This window comes from Sphingobacterium haloxyli, from assembly GCF_002980525.1.
In the GTDB taxonomy this organism is placed as follows: Bacteria; Bacteroidota; Bacteroidia; order Sphingobacteriales; family Sphingobacteriaceae; genus Sphingobacterium; species Sphingobacterium haloxyli.
Window position 1 is genome coordinate 15,286 of the sequence record NZ_PVBQ01000019.1, and the last position, 23,275, is coordinate 38,560.

At 43.6% G+C, this 23,275-nt stretch carries 19 protein-coding genes; 14 read left to right on the forward strand and 5 right to left on the reverse strand.

What is annotated here, in order from left to right:
• Positions 1-3 precede the first annotated feature (3 nt).
• Together C5745_RS17685 and C5745_RS17690 are read left to right on the forward strand one after the other, a co-directional pair.
• Entirely contained in the window at positions 4-492 is a 489-nt protein-coding gene (locus C5745_RS17685; protein WP_105718396.1) for a CHAP domain-containing protein, read from the forward strand.
• Positions 489-896: a hypothetical protein gene (locus tag C5745_RS17690; RefSeq protein ID WP_105718344.1), complete on the forward strand. Its 408-nt coding sequence runs from the start codon at positions 489-491 to the stop codon at positions 894-896. The genes C5745_RS17685 and C5745_RS17690 overlap by 4 nt, the downstream gene beginning before the upstream one ends.
• Before the next feature lie 23 nt (positions 897-919).
• Here the strand turns inward: C5745_RS17690 and C5745_RS17695 are convergent, their stop codons facing one another.
• Genes C5745_RS17695 through C5745_RS17705 form a run of 3 tightly spaced genes read right to left on the reverse strand, consistent with a single transcriptional unit; the run spans position 920 to position 2,345 of the window.
• The gene (locus tag C5745_RS17695) at positions 920-1,234 is read right to left on the reverse strand and encodes a DUF3817 domain-containing protein (protein WP_105718345.1); all 315 of its coding nucleotides are present in this window, start codon (positions 1,232-1,234) and stop codon (positions 920-922) included.
• A gap of 1 nt (position 1,235) precedes the next feature.
• The gene (locus C5745_RS17700; protein WP_105718346.1) at positions 1,236-1,700 is read right to left on the reverse strand and encodes a hypothetical protein; all 465 of its coding nucleotides are present in this window, start codon (positions 1,698-1,700) and stop codon (positions 1,236-1,238) included.
• A 54-nt stretch (positions 1,701-1,754) separates the two neighbouring features.
• The gene (locus C5745_RS17705; protein WP_105718347.1) at positions 1,755-2,345 is read right to left on the reverse strand and encodes a TetR/AcrR family transcriptional regulator; all 591 of its coding nucleotides are present in this window, start codon (positions 2,343-2,345) and stop codon (positions 1,755-1,757) included.
• Between the two features lie 155 nt (positions 2,346-2,500).
• On the opposite strand from C5745_RS17705, the gene C5745_RS17710 reads away from it, so the two are divergent.
• The 11 genes from C5745_RS17710 to C5745_RS17760 all read left to right on the forward strand — a co-directional run bounded on the left by C5745_RS17710 (position 2,501) and on the right by C5745_RS17760 (position 20,006).
• On the forward strand, positions 2,501-3,088 hold the full coding sequence (locus tag C5745_RS17710; protein ID WP_105718348.1) for an RNA polymerase sigma factor: 588 nt from the start codon (positions 2,501-2,503) through the stop codon (positions 3,086-3,088).
• Positions 3,089-3,137: 49 nt separating this feature from the next.
• Entirely contained in the window at positions 3,138-4,349 is a 1,212-nt protein-coding gene (locus tag C5745_RS17715) for a FecR family protein (protein ID WP_105718349.1), read from the forward strand.
• 145 nt (positions 4,350-4,494) lie between these two features.
• On the forward strand, positions 4,495-8,031 hold the full coding sequence (locus tag C5745_RS17720) for a SusC/RagA family TonB-linked outer membrane protein (RefSeq protein WP_105718397.1): 3,537 nt from the start codon (positions 4,495-4,497) through the stop codon (positions 8,029-8,031).
• A gap of 11 nt (positions 8,032-8,042) precedes the next feature.
• Positions 8,043-9,788: a RagB/SusD family nutrient uptake outer membrane protein gene (locus tag C5745_RS17725; protein WP_105718350.1), complete on the forward strand. Its 1,746-nt coding sequence runs from the start codon at positions 8,043-8,045 to the stop codon at positions 9,786-9,788.
• A gap of 5 nt (positions 9,789-9,793) precedes the next feature.
• Positions 9,794-11,848, forward strand: a complete 2,055-nt coding sequence (locus C5745_RS17730; protein ID WP_105718398.1) for a phosphodiester glycosidase family protein — start codon at positions 9,794-9,796, stop codon at positions 11,846-11,848.
• A 254-nt stretch (positions 11,849-12,102) separates the two neighbouring features.
• Positions 12,103-12,738 (forward strand): outer membrane beta-barrel protein, encoded by a 636-nt coding sequence (locus C5745_RS17735; RefSeq protein WP_105718351.1) that lies wholly within the window; start codon positions 12,103-12,105, stop codon positions 12,736-12,738.
• Positions 12,739-12,917: 179 nt separating this feature from the next.
• The gene (locus C5745_RS17740; RefSeq protein WP_105718352.1) at positions 12,918-15,770 is read left to right on the forward strand and encodes a TonB-dependent receptor; all 2,853 of its coding nucleotides are present in this window, start codon (positions 12,918-12,920) and stop codon (positions 15,768-15,770) included.
• A gap of 23 nt (positions 15,771-15,793) precedes the next feature.
• Positions 15,794-17,041, forward strand: a complete 1,248-nt coding sequence (locus C5745_RS17745) for a DUF4876 domain-containing protein (RefSeq protein WP_105718353.1) — start codon at positions 15,794-15,796, stop codon at positions 17,039-17,041.
• A gap of 28 nt (positions 17,042-17,069) precedes the next feature.
• The gene (locus C5745_RS17750; RefSeq protein ID WP_105718354.1) at positions 17,070-18,647 is read left to right on the forward strand and encodes a DUF6850 family outer membrane beta-barrel protein; all 1,578 of its coding nucleotides are present in this window, start codon (positions 17,070-17,072) and stop codon (positions 18,645-18,647) included.
• A gap of 41 nt (positions 18,648-18,688) precedes the next feature.
• Positions 18,689-19,519, forward strand: coding sequence for a hypothetical protein (locus C5745_RS17755; RefSeq protein WP_105718355.1), 831 nt, complete (start codon positions 18,689-18,691; stop codon positions 19,517-19,519).
• A gap of 118 nt (positions 19,520-19,637) precedes the next feature.
• Positions 19,638-20,006 (forward strand): nuclear transport factor 2 family protein, encoded by a 369-nt coding sequence (locus C5745_RS17760; protein ID WP_105718356.1) that lies wholly within the window; start codon positions 19,638-19,640, stop codon positions 20,004-20,006.
• 2 nt (positions 20,007-20,008) lie between these two features.
• Here the strand turns inward: C5745_RS17760 and C5745_RS17765 are convergent, their stop codons facing one another.
• Positions 20,009-21,268, reverse strand: a complete 1,260-nt coding sequence (locus C5745_RS17765; protein ID WP_207795841.1) for an RNA polymerase sigma factor — start codon at positions 21,266-21,268, stop codon at positions 20,009-20,011.
• A complete protein-coding gene (locus C5745_RS17770; protein WP_105718358.1) occupies positions 21,261-21,605 on the reverse strand; it encodes a YciI family protein in 345 nt (114 codons plus the stop codon). The genes C5745_RS17765 and C5745_RS17770 overlap by 8 nt, the downstream gene beginning before the upstream one ends.
• A gap of 126 nt (positions 21,606-21,731) precedes the next feature.
• On the opposite strand from C5745_RS17770, the gene C5745_RS17775 reads away from it, so the two are divergent.
• Positions 21,732-23,246 (forward strand): PAS domain S-box protein, encoded by a 1,515-nt coding sequence (locus C5745_RS17775; protein WP_105718359.1) that lies wholly within the window; start codon positions 21,732-21,734, stop codon positions 23,244-23,246.
• The last annotated feature ends 29 nt before the right edge of the window (positions 23,247-23,275 follow it).

The following is a 23,275-nucleotide window of genomic DNA, read 5'->3' on the forward strand; positions in this document are numbered from 1 at the left end:
CATGTGCCTTCATTACAAGAGAGGGCGGAGAGCACGCTACGACAAGAGGTCATCGGGATTGCCCTGCAAGAAATCGGTGTGCGGGAGGCAACGGGTAATAACGATGGGAAGCGGGTAGAAGAATATCTCCGGTATACTGGTCTGGGTAAAGGTTATGCCTGGTGTTCAGCATTCGTGAGCTGGTGTTATGGTCAAGCTGGATTAATCGAACCCCGCAATCCGTGGAGCCCGGCCTTGTTTCCAAATGCCCGGACATATTGTAGGGGCGACGCCTGTGGTCGTCCCATTACATTGACGCAGATAAAGCCAGCCGATATCTTTGGTATTTATGGTCAAAGCGTCCGACGGATAAACCACGTCGGTCTTATCAAAGATATAAAGGGCAAATACCTGCGTACGATCGAAGGCAACAGCAACAACCGGGTGGAATCTAAACGGCGACATCTGTCTACGATATATGCTGTGGCCGATTGGATAGGAGGTGGGAGATGAGAAAGCTGATGACCATACAGGCGATAGCATACTTGGCGTTATTATTAACATCATCGTGTTATACGATGCGCAAAACGACGAACAGCGCGGAGCAGCATGGGTTTGCCTATGCGCATACGGCTTTTGCTTCGGATAGCGCTATTCGGTATTGGTACTTTGCTTCCGATTCCGCCTTTGCCTACCATCCCGACAGCGGATTGCGTACGTTTTCCGGAAGGCTACTCGGTTGGGAATCCAACGTTAGCCGTAAACTGGAGCAACAAAACTTAGATAGTGTCAGCAGCTACCAACATAAAGCGAAGGAGTCGACTCGGAATAGCGCCAGCAATTGCTTGCTGCGCTATGCTATATTTTTATTGCTATTGGTGATCTTTGTTATAGCTTATCGGGTGATAAAACGATGAGAGAACTTGGGTTCTTTATCTTGCTACTTGCCGTTTTCTAGGTTGCGGAGAATTTTATAGTCGATATAGAAAGTCCCGAAAGGGATGAAACAAGCGACAAGAACTTGCCAGGTCGTTTCTTTGAATTTCCATTGTTGTTCTACGCCGGTACGCAAAGCGTTAAATACAAACAGCAAAAATAATGCACCGTGAATTGGCCCGAGAACTTTTGATACGGAAGGCTCGTTAAAATAGTACTTCAACGGAACGGCTATAAAAACCAGTACAAGCAATGAAATTCCTTCTAAGAAAGCAAGTAACCGCAGGTGTCCGATTGTCGTTGTGAAAAGCTTTTTCATATTAAAACATTCTGAAATTTGGTCTGCTGGATAATGGCGAAAAAGGCCACGGAATAGCGATAAGAATAATAATGAAGGCAATGGAAAACCAAACGAACATCGTTTTAAATTTTTCTCTGTCCGTAAGCCTTCGTTTTGCCAATGCAGATCCGATTGTTATTAAAACGACCGAAAGTAGCATGAGTACCATATGTATCAAACCGTAAAATGTCAATTCCAGCTGGTGTAAACCGGATTCTGTTTTAGCCCAGAAATAGTTCACAATCGGACTTTGTGTATAGAGAATAATGCCGATCATGAGTTGGATATGCGAAACAGTTGCGGTCCAATGGCGGAAAGCATTATCGGCCTTAGAAAACCTTTTGTCGCGGGTATAGCCAACAAATGCGCTGCAAATGGAATACACCAAAAAGGCCAACACGAGCCAACGGGTTAATGAGTGTATAATTAATAGGGTGGAGTACATGTGTACAAAGGTAATACAAAAACATACTATACGGTATGTTTTTTGGTAAAAAAATTACCCCAATCCCGCTAGGTATATTTTAAGTTGCTTTAAATAAGGTGTATATACCAGTTTATTATTTGCTAACTTTCCGAAATTCCGTATGCCCCAGTAGCCTGATGTGACAAATACGGTCACTTCTTTCGCGTTTACATCGTTGCGGACAAAACCGTTTTTCTTTCCTTCTTCAATAGCTTCGGTCATTGCTTTTTCCCATTTTTTGGTCAGTTCATTTAGGGCGGCATTAAATTCTTTGTTCCAAGGGCTCATTTCCTGCGTAAAGTTTGATGCAGGGCAACCGTATTCCACTTTCAGAAAATCATTTTTCATCAACAGATTGTCCATCAGGTTATATATTGCTTCCAATGGGTTTTGTTCATTTGCTAAAGGTTCAACGAAGCTCTTTGTCAGTGTCGGGTTTAGAATTTCGTTAATAATGGCCAGTCCCATTTCGTCTTTGGTTTTGAAATGGTAATAAAATGCACCTTTTGTAACTTGTGTCGTGGCAAGGATGTCATCAATACTCGTAGTCTGATAACCTTTAACGTAAATCAGCTCAAAAGCCTTCTGTAAAATTGTTAATCGTGTTGCCGCTGCTTTTTTCATCCGTGATTTACTGCCAAGTATTTTTACAAAGTAACAAAAAATATAGTATTGGGGCTGTTATCGATTCCAGGGAAATATCACATAAAGTTAATATCAGTAATTTGTAACGAAGTTTTAAATGTCTTAACTTGGATCGATTTTTAAGCAATAGATTTATGTCTTTAAAACCGCCGTTAACCGAAGAAGAATTCTTGTCTTTCCAGGAAGGTGATGAACATATCTTCGAATATGTCTATAATATCTATTTTGATATTATAGTTAAAAAGGTTTATCGTCTGTGCAAAGAGGTCGCTGTCGCCGAGGAAATTACCCAGGAATCCTTCGTGCAGCTTTATTTACATAAAGAGAATCTAAAAGACGCGGAAGGCATATATCCCTATCTATACGTGGTATCTAAACGATTGGCTATATCCCACTTCCGAAAAAAGGTAAATCGGGAAGAATATGAGAACTATCGTGCGTCTAGCTGGGAAGAATCGACGGATGAGAACCAGAAAAGAATAGAAGATAAGGATTTGAGTACGGTGATACAAAATGCAATCAATGAGCTTCCTCAACAGCAACGGGTAGTGTATCAGATGAATAAACTGGAAGATAAATCCTATCATGAAATAGCTAATAGTGTTGGTCTTTCGAAAAATACAGTTCGCAACCACATCGCGACCGCGACCAAAATTATACGACTCAAACTCAATAATTTCCTCTTTCTTCTTTTTTTAATAAAAATTTTATTTTCCGTATAGTACTTTTTTTGATATAGGGCGTGTATCTATATAGAAGCACAGCCAGAAAATGAGTAACGAGCCCCAATTAAAGGAGTTAATAATACGCTATCAACAAGGAAAATGTAGCGAGGAGGAAATACAACGGCTTCGCGCGATGCTTGCTGATGTCAAGGATACAGAACGCTTGGAAGAGCTGTATGATACGTTACCTGAAGGGTTTCCTGACGATAAACTATTTCAACGCAAAGCGAGTATTTATCAACAAATTTTGCAGGATAAACGCGTTCGTCGAAAGGTCGCGGATGAATCTGTGTCAACCCATAAACTTTGGTGGAAAAAACCATGGATAGCCGTTGCTGCTGCTGCATTAATTGTCATGGTGCCATTTTTATATAATAATCTTTCTTTTTTCGATACACCGGAAGATTCTGCTTCAAGCGATCTGGTGCAAAATGTCATTGTTCCGGGGGGCGACCGTGCCCGTATTATTCTTGATAATGGTTCAGAAATTAATCTAGAGGAAATTATAGGCGATACGGTCATTGTTCGAAACGGATTTTCCATCGTTAAAGACGAGAACGGTACGATTTATTATCGCTATGACGATGCACAGGCCTTGGCACAAACTGCCATTCATAATACGGTAGTGACACCCAAAGGTGGTCAATATCAAGTGGTATTGCCAGATGGTACCCGTGTTTGGTTGAACGCGGAGAGTAAACTGCGGTATCCGGTATATTTTGGGCAGGACAAACGTGTGGTAGAGCTGGAAGGAGAAGGTTATTTTGAAGTGGCTAAACAAACGACCGGTGCTAAACGCATACCGTTTATAGTAGAAACGGGTTTACAGAAACTGGAAGTGTTGGGAACGACGTTTAACATCCAAGCTTACGGGAAGAATATAAAAACAACCTTGGTGGAAGGAAAAGTACGTTTAGGTCTTGAGGCTGGAGGACAGGAAGTTTTACTGCAACCAAACGATCAGGCCACAATAAGCAATCAGACGCAGCGATTTGATGTAAAAAAGGTAGACCCTATATATGCAACGGCTTGGAAAAATGGAAATTTTGCTTTCCGCAAGGCGACCATCAAAGAAGTAATGGAAAGTGTAGCGCGGTGGTATAATGTAGAGGTGGTTTACAACGCAGCGGTCGATAACAGCCTTTTTACAGGAACAATATCGAGATTTGAGCAAATTGATAACTTGCTTGAACTTATAGAATTAACAGGGAGCGTTCGCTTCAAAATAGAAGGAAGGAGGGTCATCGTGGAAGAATAAGGTTACTTTTTTCATGAGACAAAAAAAACAGGAGCGGTCGTAACGCCCCTGGTTTCCGTCTACATGACTAAGGATTGAAAAATAACTAAGGACTAATTAATAATCAATCATATACAAATGTATGAAAAAAAAATATTCAATTCTGATGAAATTGAGTCTAGCCATTCCATTGTTATTAGCCGCCAATCTACATGTTAGCGCATTAACATTCGGACAGACATTTACCTTAAAGCAGAACAAGCTGCGAGTAGAACAATTATTAAATGAATTACAACGTCAAACGGGATACAATATTTTTTATGACGAATCTGTTGTGCCGGCAGATGCTATTCTAGACGTTTCTTATAACGGCGTTACCACACAAAGGGTATTAAAAGATGTTTCCGATAAATACCATTTGTCATACAGCATCGTTGGGAAGAACGTCGTACTCCGTCGGCGCGAGATTTCGGTTCCAACGGCGACGTTGGTTCGAGATATAGAAGAATCTGTACAGCAACGGATGATAATGGGTACCGTAGTTGATGAAAGTGGACAACCGCTAAGCGGCGTCACAGTGCGGGAGATCGGGCATGAAAACCGTAGCGCTACTGATGGCGACGGAAAATTTGTTTTGCAGCTACAAGGCACAGACGGGCTGCTGCGGTTTTCCCTAATGGGCTATCTTCCTAAGGAGCAGAGCGTGGGAGCTTCCAACAATGTGAATATTAGAATGGAGCTAGATATACAGGAAGTGGATGAAGTCGTTGTAGTGGGATACGGAACACAAAAGAAAGAGAATTTGACAGGGGCAACTACGGTGGTCGATTCCAAGTTATTGCAAAGCCGGCCTGCCGCAAACGTGTCATCGCTTTTACAAGGAACTGTTCCAAATCTGCAGGTTACCTTTGGTTCGGGAAGACCAGGTGCTCCCGGAAGATTTAATATCCGCGGCGTAAACTCGATTTCCAGCAACGCTACACCCTTGGTTATCATTGACGGATTCGAAGGGGACATCAACCGTATTAACCCCGCCGATGTGGAATCGATTACGGTACTTAAAGATGCTTCTGCCGCAGCGGTATATGGCGCACGCGCTTCATATGGTGTGATATTGGTAACCACCAAAACCGGAAGTGGAAATCGCGCGCAGATTACGTACTCCGGACAGACCTCCATTAGTGCGCAAACTACATCTACGGATTTTGAAACTCGCGGTTATTATTCAGCGGCCATAAATGACTTGTTTTTTTCTAACTATGCCGGCTCCAATTATACCCGGTATACGGACGACGACTATTACCAGCTCTGGCTGCGTCGAAACGATGAGACGGAGCATCCGGACCGACCTTGGGTAGTAGTAGATGATCGGGATGGCCGTGAAAGCTATGTATATTACGGAAATACCGATTGGTATAATCATTTGTTTGACCTGAGAAGACCGATGCAAACACATAACCTCAGTGTGAATGGTGTCTCCGAAAATATGAAATATAGCTTGTCGGGGAATTATTTTAATCAAGCGGGTGTCTTTCGTCAGAATACCGATGATCTGAAACGGTATAATTTACGGTCGCGTGTCGATTTTACCGTAAACAACTGGATGGATATTAATACAAACCTGTCTTATTTTAATTCGGCTTATGCTTATCCTGGACCAAGCGGCGTAGAAAATAGTTTTAGTTCGTCCGTAGTGCACGGGCTGGCAAGCATCGTCCCGGTGAACCCGGATGGTACGCAAGTGTATCAAACAAGTATCAGTAATTATAATCTTATGGATGGTTATGCTGCTCTGCTCGGGCAAGATTTGCATCGAAATATGGATAAGGTAAGTGAATTTTCGCCTACGATAGAAGCTGTGATCAGACCTTTTAAAGGTTTTGATATCCGGTCAAGTTACCGGTTTATTCATTACAATTACCAAACGATGAACAAGTCGGCCAATATAGCATATTCTAAATATCCGGGAGAGGTATTAAATATCACGTCAGGCATCGGAAATGACCGCTTATATGAAACCCAGGTTAATCATCAATATCAAGCGGTGAATACGTATGCTACTTATCAGAACGTATTCAATAATGACCATGATTTTAAGATAATGGCTGGATATAACTATGAAACGAAGCATTTAAAAGATATTAAAGTAGCGCGGAATGGTTTGCTGAGCGATCAGCTTACCGACTTCGAAATTGCTACCGGTGATGTGTTGGAAATCAACGGTGGACAAAATGAATATGCTTTGTTTGGTACATTTTATAGGCTTAATTATGGTTACCAAGATAAATATTTAGTAGAAGCAGCCGGACGGTACGATGGTACGTCACGTTTTGCTAAGGGACACCGATTTGGCTTCTTTCCGTCTTTCTCTGCGGCTTGGCGAGTGGACAAAGAAAGCTTCTTTGAAGCATGGGATCAAAATGTGCTGAACGGGTTGAAAATAAGAGCATCATATGGCTCGTTAGGTAACCAGCAAGTGGGATACTACGATTACTTGCAGACCATCAATGCCGGGAATGTTTCCAAAGAATATTCTTTCGGTGAAGTGATGGCTCCTTATGCGCAAGAAAGTAAACCTAACGCGAGCGATTTGACTTGGGAAACCGTAAATACGACAAACTTGGGGATTGATGTTGCCTTGTTCCAGTCGAGGTTGACGTTTACGGGAGATATCTACCAACGCGAAACCTTAAACATGCTGACAGCCGGAAGAACAATACCGGCTTACTATGGAGCGGATTTTCCGTTGGAAAATGCTTCTGATCTATTAACGAAAGGTTGGGAGGCTAGCTTGAACTGGAAAGACGGGTTTGATCTGGATGGTAAGCGTTTCAATTATTACGTTGGCGCAGGGGTTGGAGATAATATTTCTAGGGTGACCCGATTTGACAACCCGAATAAAAACCTATCCAATTTTTATGAAGGGCAACGATTAGGGCAGATTTGGGGGTACGAAGTAAATGGATTCTTTAAAACAGATGAGGAGGCTGCGAATTACGCGGTTGATCAAACATCGGTGAATACGATTATTAACACCTCGGCTATAGATCAAGGACTACATGCGGGCGATATGAAGTTTGAAGACTTAAATGGGGACAACGTTATTTCGCTTGGCGATAATACCGCAAACAATCCGGGCGACCGCCGTGTAATTGGAAATTCTTTACCACGATACAACTTCAACTTTACATTCGGCGGCGACTGGAATCATATCGACCTGTCTGTGTTTGTACAAGGAATAGGGCGGCAGCACTGGTATCCTGGTAGGGAATCCTCTTATTTCTGGGGGCCTTATTCACGTGCGTATTCGACATTTATAGGTCAGGATTTTTTAAGCCGTGTATGGAGCGAGGATAATCCGAATGCCTACTTCCCCCGCCCACGCGGATACATCGCATTGAATGATACGAACCGCTCATTGGGCGTTGCAAATAGCAAGTATTTGCAAGATTTAGCTTATATGCGCTTGAAGAATGTCACCGTTGGTTATTCATTGCCACAGAAAGTTGCGTCTAAAGCGGGGCTATCTCGCCTTCGTGTATATTTTAGCGGTGAAAACTTACTGACGTTTACGAAGCTGGAAAGTAAATATATCGATCCCGAACAGGCGGCAACAGAGAATACGTATAATAGGTCGACAAGCCACGCTAAAGTATATCCCTGGGCGAAGACATTTACGTTTGGGTTGGATATCAGTCTTTAAAATAGAGAACGATGAAGATGAATTTTAATAACATAATAATAGGGGTAGGGCTGATAGTAAGCTTGATATCCTGTGATTTGGATAAAGTACCACTAGCGACTCTTTCTCCGGAAACTTATTTCTCTAACGAAGAAGAACTTCGCTTATATAGTAATAAATTTTATGAAGATGTATTTCCAGAAGCTGATGATGTATACAACGATAGGGCAGACGTCATTATTTCCACGCCGTTAAACACAGAAATATCCGGTCAACGGACAGTGCCTGCCACCGGAGGTGGATGGGATTGGAAAGCATTAAGGAGAATTAACTATCTCTTGCAGAACTCGCATCAAACGGATGATATAGCGGTTAGAAATGAATATGATGCCTTGGCCAAGTTTTTCCGTGCTTACTTTTATTTTGAAAAACTCAAAAGGTTCGGTGATGTGCCCTGGTTTAATGAAGTTTTAGGATCGGATGATGAAAGATTATTCAAACCTAGGGATTCGAGAAGTCTCATAGCAGATTCCATTATACAAGATTTGGATTTTGCGATTGCATACTTGCCCACAGCTAAAGATGTGTATCGGGTAAATAAATGGACAGCATTAGCGTTAAAATCGCGGGTAGGTTTGTTCGAGGGCACTTTTCGAAAATATCATGGTATGGCAGATGCCGAAAAATATCTAAATGCCTGCGTAATAGCATCGGAAGAACTGATAGACAACGGTGGCTATGCACTATATACGAGTGGGAGTACCCCTTATCGAGAGCTTTTTGCAACGCCCAATGCTAGAGGTCAAGAGATCATTTTGGCGCGGCATTATAACCAAGGACTTAACTTGACACATAGTGTACAGAATGCTACAAACGCGAGCACTATGGGACGCCCCGGGTTATCGAAGAGCTTCGTTAATACCTATTTGACGACAGGAGGGCTTCGGTTCACCGATCAACCAAATTATAATACAAGAGAGTTCGTACAAGAAATGCAAAACCGCGATCCGCGTCTTGCGCAGACTATTCGCACGCCAGGCTATACTAGGATCGGTGGAGGTGCTGCCGCACCAAACCTGTCCTTTACCGTTACGGGTTATCATCTGATTAAGTACACCATGGAACAGATATATGATGCTAATGATGCTAGTATCAATGATATGCCATTATTCAGAATAGCAGAAATTTATTTGAATTTTGCGGAAGCAAAAGCAGAACTGGCTACGTTGACACAATCCGATTTAAATAAATCGGTGAATTTACTTCGCGCGAGAGTGGGAATGCCTGCGTTAAATTTAGAACAGGCCAACACAAATCCTGATCCTTATTTATTAAATGAAAATACTGGATTCCCGAATGTGCCGGAAAAAAACACACAGTATATGGGCGTTGTCCTGGAAATACGAAGAGAAAGAGGAATAGAATTGGTTATGGAAGGCCACCGGTATTACGATATCATGCGTTGGAAGGCCGGTAAATTATTTGAAAAGCCGTTCCTTGGTATGTATTTCAGCAGATTAGGCGATTTTGACCTCGATGGGAATGGGACTATTGACCTCTGTTTATATCAGGGTACGAGACCTGGATCGTCGGCGAGTCTTTTTATGGAAGTCGGCCAAGATATCGTGTTGTCAGAGGGGAATAGAGGTCATGTCGTGGCACATGGCAACATCAGTAGGAAATTTGACGAAGTAGAAGGTAGGGATTATCTATATCCGATTCCTTCGGAAGAGATCAATTTGTCGAACGGAATATTAAAACAAAATCCTAGATGGTAATTATTATGAAAAAGCATAATCTGTTTCTAGCATTATTTTTTCTAGCGTGTTTTACTACACTTGTTCCGATAAGTGGTTGTAGTAAAAAAATATTAGATAATTCGGAGTTCGGTAATCTGTTGCCTGAGCTCCAAGAACCGGAACCGCCGGTTACAAATGAAACATTAAAAGATAAGGATGGATGGGTGAGTGATACGATAGAAAACGGATTTATACATTATCAGTTTTCGAAGTATATTCAAACACAAACAGCCAACCAGTTTGTAAACGTAGTGGAACTGGATTTGTCAAACCCAGACTATGAATTGGAGTTTGTCTCCTTAGGAGATCGAGATACGCTGTCTGCCGTCGCCGAAGCCCGTGGCGCTATTGCAGCTATTAATGGGACCTATGAAGCAGATGCGAGTTTTATAAAAGCGAATGGGAACATCGCCTCGCCGGTTACATTAACCGAAGGGCATTTGCGGTTTTGGAAGCACGAGGGAGCTATTTCGTACAATGCCGGCCAGGATTTGACTATAGGCTATGGTACGAAAGATAGTTACGCACAATCTCCTTATATCAATATATTTTCTGGCGCTCCATTGCTGATTGATGATTACAGAAACGCGGGAGAAGATTTTATCGGGGATGTTACCGGGATTAACTTAAATAGCTTAGATTACGAAGATTATCGGAGGCATCAAGGCGTTAGGCATCCACGTACCGCGGTTGCCCTAACGGAAGATAATAAACTCCTATTGATTACGATTGACGGTCGCTTTAGTGAATCGGCGGGCATGACCGCTAAGGAAGCAACCCAGTTTTTGACGAATTATTTCGCACCACAATACGCACTAAATATGGATGGTGGCGGCTCTACGACCATGTTCGTCAAGGATAAAGGTTACAAAGGTGTAGTCAATTATCCTACGGATAACGGCGTTCGCAATCATTATGGGCAACGCCTATTGCGGACGTTTATATTAGTCAAAAAGAAAAGTGGTAGCAATGAACAGTTTGCAGGAGGAGATGGGACGGCGGACAATCCTTATTTGATTGCCACTGCCAATCACCTACAAAATATGCATTCGCTTAATTGGAGCAATACAGAAAGCAATCCCTACTATTTTAAGTTGACAGCGGATATTGATATGATCGGACGTAATTGGATACCTATTAATAACGCCGACCCGTATATGAAATTTCTTCATTTCGATGGAAATGGACATCTTATCAAGAACTTGACGTCTAAGGATGCTTCGTATGCCAGTTTGTTTGGTGTATTATTCGGTTCCTGTAAAGACCTCGGACTTGTTGATGTGGATATTCAATCAACTAACGGTGGCGGTGCTTTTGGTGGTTATCTCGGTCTGCGTTCACCAGATAAACCTGTTAAGGTTGGTGTCATCGAAAATTGTTTTTCTACGGGTAAGGTAACCGGAACAGATGCAGTAGGTGGAATCGCTGGTAATGTCGGAAAGGCGAATGGTGGCAAAACGAGTATTATCGTCAATAGCTTCTCCACAGCGGAAGTCATTGCAACTAACGCAGGCACAAGCAACAGCCGAGCCGGAGGTTTAGCAGGTATCGTATGGGATGGTGGAAAAGTAGATAACGGCTTCTCTGCCGGAAAAATCCTTTCTAATACAAACTCAGGTCGAGGCGCTGGAGGCCTTTTGGGTTGGACAGATGGCGATGTTAAGGGATTAATAGCTTTCAATCCAACTGTGGAAAACGTTGGGAATGGTTTGGCAGGTCGTGTTGTTACCAATATGGGCCAAGTAGCCGGCGTGATCGCACAGGGAGAAAACTGTTGGGCATCTGAGGATGTTGTCGTGATTAAAAACGGCACGCCTGTTCCCGCATCTAGCTTCGTCACGGGCATAGTTACTGTTCGGGATACACCTTACGATGGAGAAACAAAAAGTAAAACGTTTCTGAGTGATATGAACAACTATCAAAGTGTTCTCGGCTGGCAGCTTGGTCCGCAAAATCCTTGGGCTTCAACTGTAAACAGCAAAGGATATCCTATTTTGCAATGGTTGTTTTTAAGAGGCGATTATGAATCGTATTATTAGGACTCTTTAACATCCTATACACGAGGCAGCTCTAAAAAGGCTGCCTCTTTACTGTTGGTTTGGTGTTTTATCTTTAAACTTGCCGGTGAATAACCGCGTTAGGATTAATGACATTCTTATTACTTTGTCAATACTTTGATGGTCAGAATATTATTCGGAATTCTAGCTCTTAAACAGAAAAATATGTTTTGAAGTTTTGCTTCGCAACGTAAAACGCTTAGATTTGCGGCAGTTTAAATTAAAATCAATTTTATATGAAAAAATTATTACTTACTTTAACTGCAGTTGCAGGTCTTACAGTTGCTTCAAAAGCACAGGAATTTGGTTTCCAAAAAACAGATTTCATCGTAGAAGGCTTTATCAACTCTTCGAATACGGATGACAAACAAACAGAAAAAAAAGTTTCTAAATTTAACTTTAATCCGAAATTCGGATATTTCGTAAGCGATAAGATCGCTGTAGGTTTAGAGTTGGCTGTAGGTAATTCTAAAACAACAGATTATTCTGGACAACAAGATGCTTCTGTTAAGAAAAACAACTTTGGAATCGGTGCATTCGGACGTTACTATTTTCTAGAAGTAGGTTCACGTTTCAAAACCTACGCTGAACTAGGAGCGGGTTACAACCAACTTGGTGGAGAAACTGCCGACGGTAATGCAACTACCGATCTTGCCAAAACAAAGGGCTTTGGAGTGAACGCTGGTGTAGGTGCCAACTATTTTCTTACAAATAACATCGCAATTGGCTTTTCTTTCGGAGATGTTATAGCATTTAACTCTTCAAAAGTAGACGTTGACGGTGCTAAATCACAAAATGAATTCAGTACCAAAATCAACGTGTTTGATAACTTCTTTAACACAACTCACTTTGGACTAACGTTCAAGTTCTAGTGTTATCCAGTTTTTAATGGTATAGAAAAGGCAGTCCAAACGGACTGCCTTTTTTTATGTCGGTCACAGATGCTGGCGGACACATAAGCTACGTGAGATAGATTTTAAAAGAAACTTTGTTGCATTTGTGGTTTTTTATTTATTAACTTTGCAGCAAACAAAAACCATATCTATCAAACATGTCAGACCAAAGATGCTTTATCAGGTGTGCTTCCCTACTCTTGGCGCTTTGTATAGCTGCAACGTTAGCAAACGCCCAACAACGAGGGATAAATCTAAAAGGAGCCATTTATGAATTGCAGCAGGATAACCTACGTCCGCTCGGCGCCGCCTCGATCAAAGTATTACCATACAATTTACATACACATGCCAACGAACACGGAACGTTTCAGCTAGCGGATATCCCAATGGGAGCTATTCGGGTTGTGGTTAGTCACGTAGGTATGGCTGATTTGGATACAACTATTATACTGGTACGGGATCAGGAACTTCGCCTTGTGATGCGGCCCAATTCGTACAGGCTTTCTGAGGTCGATGTTACCGGACGGAGTTCGTCCACCAACGGTTCGTCCAGTACGCATATCGGACGTAATGCCATTGATCATTTGCAGGCCAATAGTTTATCGGATGTCATGTCACTTGTACCGGGTGGCTTGGTTGTTAATCCGAACCTGAACGAACCCAAACAGATCAACATCCGAAATGTGGCCAACACGACCTCCAATTTGAACGCATTCGGAACCGCCATTGTGATGAACGGTTCGCCTGTATCCAATAACGCAAACTTGCAGACGCTTACACCCGTACACGAGGCGAGATCAATGTCCGGAGGCACGCCACCCTCGGGTGGTTTTGACACGCGTAATATTCCGCTGTACAATATTGAATCTGTGGAGGTCATTCGAGGGATACCGAGCGTGAAGTATGGTGATATGACGTCTGGGGCGGTGATCGTCAATCAAAAGGCCGGTATGCATCCGCTAGCTATAGAAGGTAGCACCAATCCCAATCTATACGGCATCAACCTATCCAAGGGATTTGCACTAAACGACAAGCAGGATGCACTCAGCATCGGAGCGGATTACGCGCATAATACACATGATCCCGTACAGTCCTACCTTTTCTACGAACGTACATCCCTAAATGCGCTTTACAGTTCGAACTGGCTAAAGAACAAGCTGCGTACCCACCATGGATTGGTGGTTTTCCATGGGGGCGAAACGAGAAGGCAAAACCCAAATGATCAAACGCGACAGCTGAGGTCTTCAGCGAAAGAGTTGGGCTGGGTGTTGAACAGCTCGGGTACGTATCGGCCGCAATCATCCTCTTGGTGGCGCGAGCTGTCTTATTCGGGTAGGATTGGGGTGACGGACAAGGAGGGCTATTATCAACAGCGTTATACCGCTGCTAATGCAGCCTACGGGATGTCAACACAGGACGGGGCTATATTATCCAATATACCGGGAGGTCGGCTTTTCGACGAAGAGGGGCGGGAAATCACCCGTATCCTACCGGGAGATGAACGTCGACATGCCGTTTATCTCCCGAGCACCTATTTAGGTATGCACCAGATCGACGGCAAAGAATTCAACGCCTTTTTCTCGGCGAATACCACCTTCTTTCATCGGCTCGGCAGTTCCCATCACACGTGGTTGGCAGGAGGGGATTTTAAGCTAGACCGGAACTTTGGCGCTGGAAGAATTTTTGCAGACAGCTTGCCGCCATACCGAAACCTGAGCTACGTCAACTCTTCCTTTCGTAACTGGCCATTTGATAATATTCCTGCCCTATACCAGATCGGCGCTTTTGTAGAAGACAATATCGTTTACCATATCGGAGATCACCGTCTTAACGTGATTGCTGGTCTTCGCTATGATCGCTTTTCAAGCGTAGGCGACCGCCTCTCGCCCCGAATCAATTTCTCTGCAGACATTGTACCTAATAGGGCTGTACTCCGGTTAGGTTACGGTTCTTTGGCCAAAGCGCCAGGTTTACTCTACGCGCATCCTGAACCGGCTTATTTCGATTATATAAACATCAATGAAATGGCCAGCGGGCGTGAAGATGCGCTATTCATGACGACAACGCGCGTATTCGATACCAAGAATAACGATCTAAAAATTGCGACGAATACCAAATTGGAAGCCGGAGTGGATCTACGGCTAGGGAAGGCACAATTGCATGTAACGTTATTTCAGGAAAAGCTGCGCAATGCGTACGGTATCGGTCCTACCCTGAATACATTTCGTCCGGTAGAATACCTACAATATGAGCGTGTTCAAGCAGCTGATCCGACATTAAAGGTTGCTTCTTCCAATCCGGTATTGGCCTCCTTCAACCAACCCCATAGCAATAACCAGTTGGATAAGTGGGGGCTGGAGTTCGACTTGGACTTGGGGAGAGTAGATGCGATAAGGACAGCATTTCAGCTTTACGGTGCCCACATTCAACAGAAATCCTATTCTTCGGACTATTTTTTCTACGACGAACAGAGCGGCGCCGGAGCAGCGGATCGGACACACATTGGTTTGTATGCGCCGGAAATGACAAGCGCGCACGAAAAATCAACCGTGACCACGTTAAAGGTTGTCCATAATATTCCCACCATCGGTTTTGTCGTGACGCTAACGACCGATGCCATTTGGAACGAATCGAATTGGACGGTCTACGGCAACGATTCCATTCCTCTTAAATACATCAGTAAAATAGATGGCCAGGTACACGATTTTAATTTCAAAAATAGGGAGGAGGTTACAGAAAAGGAATTTCAGGAGATCCTTCGTCCGGTAGCGCGCCCATTGGAAGTGGTGGAAAGCTTGCCGGCCATGTTCAATTTCAACATGAACATCAGCAAAGAGATTAAGGACTTTCTGAAGATATCGTTTTTTGCAAACAACCTATTTCGGTCATATCCGGTGGCACAATCGGATCGGGTCAGTACGCGGTACTATACACGAAATATGCCTGACAATACACGGAATAGTCCCGGCCTTCCCTTCTTTTTTGGATTTAGAGTCGGTGCTAAATTTTAAAGAGTTTAATAAAGTATATATATATGAAATTAGAAAAATATAACGTGGGTAGTTTCTTCGTTGTTTTTTGTGCATGTTGCTCTATCTTTCAAGGCTGTCAGAAAATCAATGATGCACGCGAGATAGAAAATATTCAGTATGCTTCGTTACGCTTGGAGGCTATTCCGGTTATCGAGGAAGTTACATCGACCGAAGGCTTGCGATTGGTTTTGCAAAATTTTCCGGAGGGAATCCGGATCGAACGTACCATGGAGGCTGGGGCCAACTATATCGATAACATGGTGCCCGGTGTGTATAGCGTTACCGTGAGCGGGACGGTAGAGAGTGACCAGGGAAATTTTTTCCTGAATGGAAGCGCGAACAATGTGATGATCCTTCGGGAGCACGAGACGTTGGAAATCGAAGTCGACGGTGCTACGGTGGGTCCTTTCGCCTTCAGCGAAATCTTTTATTCCGGGACAGATCCTTTTTACTTTCGAAACCAGTTTTACGAAATTACCAACAATTCGGATGGAACTGCTTATGCCGATGGGTTATACTTTGCTCGACTGGTGCCTATAGCGGCTTCGACAAGTATGCCGATCTGGCCGGAAGAAGACGGTAATCGATACGTATACACTGATCGTATATGGCGTGTTCCGGGCAATGGCGCGCAGTATCCACTGCAACCGGGAGAATCCTTTACCATTGCACAGTTTGCCGCAAACCACCGTTTGCCCCAGTATAGTCCAAATTCACCCATTGACTGCTCGAAATGTGAGTTTGAGTTCAATATGAATAATCCTAATTTCCCGGACCAGCCGGCCACCGATATGCAACATATATTTTTTAACGGGAACGCTGCGATGGGTTCGTCTCCGCAATACCTGACTTCGGTATTTGGAAGTGCGTTGGTTATATTCCGCGTTCCGGAAGGAGAGACGTATGACCCCGTTGGCAATCCGGATTTACAGACCCGTGACCTGTCCACGACCGCGCCCAATTTGTACGCCAAGATACCGCGTAGCTATGTCGTTGACGCGGTGGAAGCGGTACAAAATGAAACTATGGGGACCGCAAAACGCGTACCTACTGTATTGGATGCGGGGATTACCTATGTCGATGCCACCTACAACTCATTGGGCATTCGGCGGAAAAAGCTGGGAAACAGAAACGATGGATCACCTATCTTGATGGATACCAACAACAGCACAGATGATTTCGAGCGTAAGGTGGTTCCGCACTTCAGGTACCACGGACAAGGCGTCCCCGATTGGTCATCTGCGAATTAATCACGGATTAAAAATAGAATTGAGCGACATGAGTATATACCAAAATATCACTTTCTACCTATTGGCATTACTTTCCCTTGGCTATGCTAACAGCGTAGTGGCACAGCAAGAGACGGTAGACAATATGCTGCAATGGGAAGTGGGTCAGCAATACGGCAATTGGCGTCACACAGGTAACGCTGCCGGGCTGCTAGTTGACCGACCGGCTCACTTTTCTGTGCTACAGGCTGGGTACAGTAGTCAAGCTGGAGATTTCAGAAGACCGCAGGAAGCACGAAAAAGCACACAAGCTGATGTGGGTACGCTAGGTAATATATACCTGGGTGATCTATACATACAGGGACACTTCGGTTACGCTAGACAAGATCGTCGCGATGCCGAATACAATGCATCCTTGATTGATCCGTTTCGCGGAATGCCATACATGATTGCAGACACCAATGCCAGTCATTGGGCTAACGAACATTATCACCTTGGTTTCGAGTTGGCGTTCCCGCTCAAAGACGACAGGTTACAGCTAGGATTGGCCATGGAGTACCGCTCCTCTAGTGGGGCTAAGCAACGTGATGTGCGTGCATTGAATAGGTTCTATGCGCTCGAGGTCAGCCCGGGGGTACTCTACCGGATCGCTCCAAAGTATCGGATAGGTGTCCATGTTTCTTACCGTAACCACAAGGAAGAAGCGACGAATCGAAGCGTAAACAATGAGATCGACCAAGGATATTTTTCGTTATATGGTCTTGGGCATTCGATTGCTCGGTTAGGCTACGAAAACCTAACCACAACTCGCCAGACAAACTATGAAGCAGATAGGATAGGGGTTGGATTACAATATGGATTTGAAGGTCCTTGGTCTGTGCTGCTTTCGGGGAACTACGAAGTGGGGGCTGAGAATGTACACGTCGGTTTTATGGATACCCGGCCTGAAGGGACACTTTTGCAGGACGATTGGACGGTTACACTGGCGCTACGCCGCTCACAAGAACATTGGAAGCACATTATCGATGCGAAAGGCTATTGGTCAAATGCCAGAGGTTCGGAATATATCAACGAATTCGTTCCTGGTCTCGATAGTGACGGCTATATGAATAGATACAGCAGCGTACGTTCTACATATGATAAATCTAGCATTGGAGCAAGCTACGAGCTGATTAAAATGAATGGCAGCCAATACAGCTATAGAGCTAAGGGAAGGCTGGCTTATGGTAAGACAAAGGATAGATACCTGATACCAAGCTCTACGTTTGCATTCGAAGAAATGCTGTACGGGGCAAGTTTTGAAAAGGCTTTTTCGCTCAGTAGTGCAACGACATCTCTTTTTTCCATCGGTGTATCGGTTGATTATCGACAATGCCTAAACGCAAATTACGATTATGGTGGAGCCCTTCCGAATTCCCTTCCAGTGGCCGATATGATGGCGCAGGAAACACATTATTTTGCGTCGGATTTCCTGACCATTGGCGTGCCACTCGTTTATTCGTTTGAACTTTCCACAGCTCGGGAAACCAGTCTGTTCATCAAGGCCCATGGCTTTTATCAACGAGCAGACCAAACGTTTTTCGATCATCGAAAAGGTGTGCAGGTTAGCGTAGGTGCAACATTTTAGACGCGTATTTAATCCATACAACAATTTAAAAATTATTCCAAATGACGATCATCAAACCCCTTTCCGCTCTATTATTGACACTGGTTTTATTGCTGTCTTGTAAGACGCAATATCAAAGTTTACCGCAAGCCGGCGTGGAGATTAACGACGATTATAGGCTGGCTGATTCCATATTACAGGTCGGGCTTGATAATGAGGCACTTTTTACGCTGCTCGCAGACATCAAGCCCATGAGCAGTTTGACTTCTTTTGCTTTTCCGATTGCCAATTCGGATTCTACGAAACTTGACTCCGCATTTGCTTATCTTGCGGAGATTGCTCGTATACAGCGGGCGGTCAATTCCATACACCTAGACGGTTTGGATGTGGTGTTTGTGCCTTACGCAGCAGCTTACGGCAAGAACCGCTCGCTACAGGTTAGCGTGGTTCGTACCGCGTTGCTGGATAGCCTGTTGGACGCGCAGCAGGCATTTTTTGGACAGTTTGGCATAACACGGGGTGCTAACCCGGCAATGGTCGTAACGGCCAACGAGTATGGGAAGAAATATGATCGCCTGCGCGGGTATGGATACCTGTTCGGCTACCCCGATTATGCGGTAGACTTTTTCGTCAAGGCGTTTCATACCGCTGATACTTCTGGTAAGCATGTGGAGCGAGATTTCTTCCGGATGCCCACGTTTAGCTCAGAAGAGGGGAATTTTGTTTACGCTGTGCCGAAAGGTCATCGTATCGGCGAGCTCGATTCCTTGATGCATAAACGTGCTGCAGGTCTCTTGGAAGAATACAAGCGTTGGCGTCCTCGCTACCTTAGATCCGATAGTACGCTACGATCCCAAGAATTGATTCGGGACTTTATCCGTGAACAGAATTAATACGTTCAGCCGAACATTTTTTATAGTGATCGCTGTTAGCGAAAAGTGGCGACACTCCGTTGGGTTTTGGAAAGGTATTTGCGAATAAAACTTTATTTTAAAGATTAAATAAAGGAATATGGAAGCTTTGGAATTTGAAAAACGGTATTGGAAAGCCATGGAAGACCGCGATATTGACGCTGTTAAAAATCTTACCCGCTTTCCTTGTATTATTATGGGGAAAACCGGCGTGCGAAAAGTGGATGAAACCGAATTTCACAAGAATTTCGAATCTAGCAAAAACATGCAGATGCAGGTTCTTGATATTTCGGATATCACGTCGCAAACAATCAATGAAACGACGGCTGTTATTGCTTACATCATTCAATTGGAATATGTCGTCGACGGACAGACGTCAGCATTTCGCTGTGCATGTGCATCAACATGGGTAAAGGAAAATGATCAGTGGCTTTGCGCCATGCATACAGAATCCGATTTAGAGAAATAAATCTACTTGGAAGGGGGCAGGGAGATTCGGAGTAATCTATTGATTTCTCGTTGGAGTGTTTCCTGCTCTACTTTGGATTTTGTCAAATCAATTGCGTTTGTATAGTGTTGAATTGACCTAGGAATGTCTATGCTGGAATATAAATAGCCTAATAGTCCGTGGTAGTAGTTGCTTTCCGAAAGATTTAACTTTTCCACCTCCTTGATGGCTTTTTCATTACCATAGACTTTAGAGAAAGCAAATGCTCTATTTAAGGCCGTAATGGGTGAATATTCAACAAGTATAAGTTTGTTGTATAATTGTAGGATGTGTTCCCATTTGTTATTATCGGTCGAGGTCGTATGCCAATAGGCTATACCTGCTTCCAAGTGATACGTCGAAATTTCTCCGCCATGGCAGGCTTCGACCAAATAGTAATTTCCCCTGTCGATTAGTGATTTGTCCCAGAGGCTTTTGTCCTGTTTGTCAAACAGGATAGCTTCCCCGTTAACGCCTGTTCTGGCATCCAATCTCGAACTCTGAAAGCACATCAAAGCGAGTAAAGCATTTACTTCGGGTGTATTAGTCAACTGGTTTTCAGTTAAGACCAATGTTAACCTGACGGCCTCGGAACAAAGGTCTTTTCTGATTAGTTGATTGTTGGTCGTGGAAAAGTAGCCTTCGTTGAAAAGCAAGTACAATGTTTTTAGTACAGTGTTCAGCCTTGTTTTGATATCGGCTGCGGTTAAGTCGTTAATTTGAAACTTGTCATTCCGCAATTTGGTCCGAGCTCTTTGCAACCGCTTTTTGATGGTCTCTCGATTTGTCAAAAAGGCGTTGGCTATTTCTTCTACGCTGAAACCGCATAAGATTTGAAGTGCCAAAGAAATTTGGGCTTCTATGGGGATGGCAGGGTTGCATACCGCAAAAATCATCGCTAACTGACTGTCTGCAATGATTTGATGATTAATTTCAAAATCTTTTCCTAGTTCAATTTCAGCGGGTTTTACGTCCTCCTTTATCTTGTTCTCAAAGATAGATTTATGTTTGAAATAGTCTTTGATCTTGTTTCGGGCTACTGTGTATAGCCATGCGGTCGGGTTATCGGGTACGCCGTTGATAGCCCAATGTTCAGACGCTTTCAAAAATGTATCACTGGCAATGTCTTCTGCAATTTCAATATGGGCTAAGCCAAAATGACGGCAAAGCACAGCCGTCATTTTAGCATATTCCTGTCGGAATAAATGCGGTAATAGTTCCCTATGCGATTTTGAATTAATCACGTTGTAAAACTTCCCGCACTTCAATGCTTCCACCTACTTGGTCGAAAATTGGATTACCCTTTGCCATTTCTACCGCTTCGTCGATGGTATCGGCTTTTACGACGATATAACCACTGATAAATTCTTTAATTTCGGTATAAGCACCGTCCGTAATGACATTGTTGGGTTTTACGGTTTTCGCGCTTGCTGCGAAGGGTAGCAGCGTATTGCCTTTATCTGCTAATTTGTTTTGCGAGGCGATACCTGCCAACCAATTCATCCTTTCTTGCATTTGTTCGGGAGAGGGTTTGAAATCGGAAATGTCTTTCAGTCTGAAAATTAACGCAAATTCTTTCATTGTTTAAAAATTTAAATTAAAATATACCCTAATGACGACCGAATGCATGGAATGGGGACAAATATAATGAATGAAAGAAAAATAATAGTAACTTTATTGACGACGATTGGCTAATATTGGTTATAGATGGAGAACGAAAATATAGAAAAGCACACCCATAGCGAAGAGGATCAGCATTATAAACTTCACCGTGCCGAGGTATTGTTGGCAAAGCTGCAGGAAAGCGAATCAAGATTGCAACTGGCGATCGATTCCACAAAGTTAGGGACTTGGGACTGGAACCGGGAGCGAGGCAAAGTGTATTGGTCCGCTGAATGTAAAAGAATTCTCGGTCTCCGAGCAGAAGATCATATTTCTTTCCAGGAGTTCCTGGAACGGATAGATATAGCGGATCGATCGGACGTAAAAGATAAGGTGAGGGAGATCGCTAATGGTTCCAATGAGGGGCATATCGATGTACGATATAAGGTCAGGAGGTTCGACGATGATAGTCTACGTTGGATCAGAATTCAAGGTACCGTTTTTGTCGAGAATAAGACGTTAACCCGGTTTATCGGTACAATGCTGGACATCACCGATACGATTCAGGCGGGTGAGCGGAACGCATTGCTTGCTGCAATCATCGCTTCGTCCAATGATGCCATAGTGGGTAAGACCACCGAAGGAATAATTACGAGTTGGAATAACGCCGCACAAAAGATGTTTGGATATGCTCCCGAAGAAATTATCGGCGAATCTGTTATGAAAATTATACCCGAGGACAGAAAGGAGGAAGAACATTATATCTTATCTAAATTACGGAACGGTGAAAGTGTTGAGCATTACGAAACCAGGCGACGGACGAAGGCCGGACAGCTAATAGACGTTTCGCTAACGATATCGCCTATAAAAGATGATTCGGACAACATTATCGGCATCTCTAAGATAGCGCGTGATATTACCGAACGAAAGCAGGAAGAAAAACGGAAGAATGACTTTGTCGCGATGGTAAGCCACGAACTCAAAACGCCGTTAACATCGATATTACTATATGCCCAGCTGTTGGTTAAAAAGTCCACGAAAGTAGAAGATACTTCCTTTCTGAATATGAGCACCAAAATCGAAGCGTATGTGAAAAGAATGATCTCGATGATAACGGATTATCTTGGACTCTCCCGGATTGAAGACGGGAAGATTAATATACAGAAGACGCATTTTGCGCTGAAGCCTTTAGCTGATGAGGTGATGGAGGAAGCTCGTCTGATCAGTTCGAACCATACCCTTGAAATTGTGGGACGTGAAAGCGTGGAGGTTTTTGCAGATCGCGAGAAAATGAGGCAAGTTCTGATAAACCTCGTCGGCAACGCCATAAAATATTCACCTCTGGGCGGTCCCGTCACGCTAGGTTGGGAAAGTGCATTAGACAAGCTCCGGGTTTATGTCAAGGATGAAGGTTTGGGTGTTACGCCCGAGGATCAAACCAAATTATTCCAACGCTTCTACCGTGTTAATGATGATGACCGGCAAAATATAGCGGGATTCGGAATAGGGTTATATTTGGTTTCGGAACTGTTGCGCTTGCACGGTAGCACCATTGCAGTAGATAGTAAGCTGGGCGAGGGATCCGTTTTTTATTTCCATCTAGATCCAAAAATCAGTTAATCTAAAAACCAAAAATGCCGGCATGCGTT

Bases quoted from the DNA above. Each gene is read 5' to 3' on its own strand.
- C5745_RS17770 (WP_105718358.1), bottom strand. From the start codon at position 21,605: ATGAAAGAATTTGCGTTAATTTTCAGACTGAAAGACATTTCCGATTTC.
- C5745_RS17740 (WP_105718352.1), top strand. From the start codon at position 12,918: ATGTCAGACCAAAGATGCTTTATCAGGTGTGCTTCCCTACTCTTGGCG.
- C5745_RS17735 (WP_105718351.1), top strand. From the start codon at position 12,103: ATGAAAAAATTATTACTTACTTTAACTGCAGTTGCAGGTCTTACAGTT.
- C5745_RS17730 (WP_105718398.1), top strand. From the start codon at position 9,794: ATGAAAAAGCATAATCTGTTTCTAGCATTATTTTTTCTAGCGTGTTTT.
- C5745_RS17715 (WP_105718349.1), top strand. From the start codon at position 3,138: ATGAGTAACGAGCCCCAATTAAAGGAGTTAATAATACGCTATCAACAA.
- C5745_RS17700 (WP_105718346.1), bottom strand. From the start codon at position 1,700: ATGTACTCCACCCTATTAATTATACACTCATTAACCCGTTGGCTCGTG.
- C5745_RS17690 (WP_105718344.1), top strand. From the start codon at position 489: ATGAGAAAGCTGATGACCATACAGGCGATAGCATACTTGGCGTTATTA.
- C5745_RS17695 (WP_105718345.1), bottom strand. From the start codon at position 1,234: ATGAAAAAGCTTTTCACAACGACAATCGGACACCTGCGGTTACTTGCT.
- C5745_RS17720 (WP_105718397.1), top strand. From the start codon at position 4,495: ATGAAATTGAGTCTAGCCATTCCATTGTTATTAGCCGCCAATCTACAT.
- C5745_RS17760 (WP_105718356.1), top strand. From the start codon at position 19,638: ATGGAAGCTTTGGAATTTGAAAAACGGTATTGGAAAGCCATGGAAGAC.
- C5745_RS17710 (WP_105718348.1), top strand. From the start codon at position 2,501: ATGTCTTTAAAACCGCCGTTAACCGAAGAAGAATTCTTGTCTTTCCAG.
- C5745_RS17750 (WP_105718354.1), top strand. From the start codon at position 17,070: ATGAGTATATACCAAAATATCACTTTCTACCTATTGGCATTACTTTCC.
- C5745_RS17745 (WP_105718353.1), top strand. From the start codon at position 15,794: ATGAAATTAGAAAAATATAACGTGGGTAGTTTCTTCGTTGTTTTTTGT.
- C5745_RS17755 (WP_105718355.1), top strand. From the start codon at position 18,689: ATGACGATCATCAAACCCCTTTCCGCTCTATTATTGACACTGGTTTTA.
- C5745_RS17775 (WP_105718359.1), top strand. From the start codon at position 21,732: ATGGAGAACGAAAATATAGAAAAGCACACCCATAGCGAAGAGGATCAG.
- C5745_RS17725 (WP_105718350.1), top strand. From the start codon at position 8,043: ATGAAGATGAATTTTAATAACATAATAATAGGGGTAGGGCTGATAGTA.
- C5745_RS17705 (WP_105718347.1), bottom strand. From the start codon at position 2,345: ATGAAAAAAGCAGCGGCAACACGATTAACAATTTTACAGAAGGCTTTT.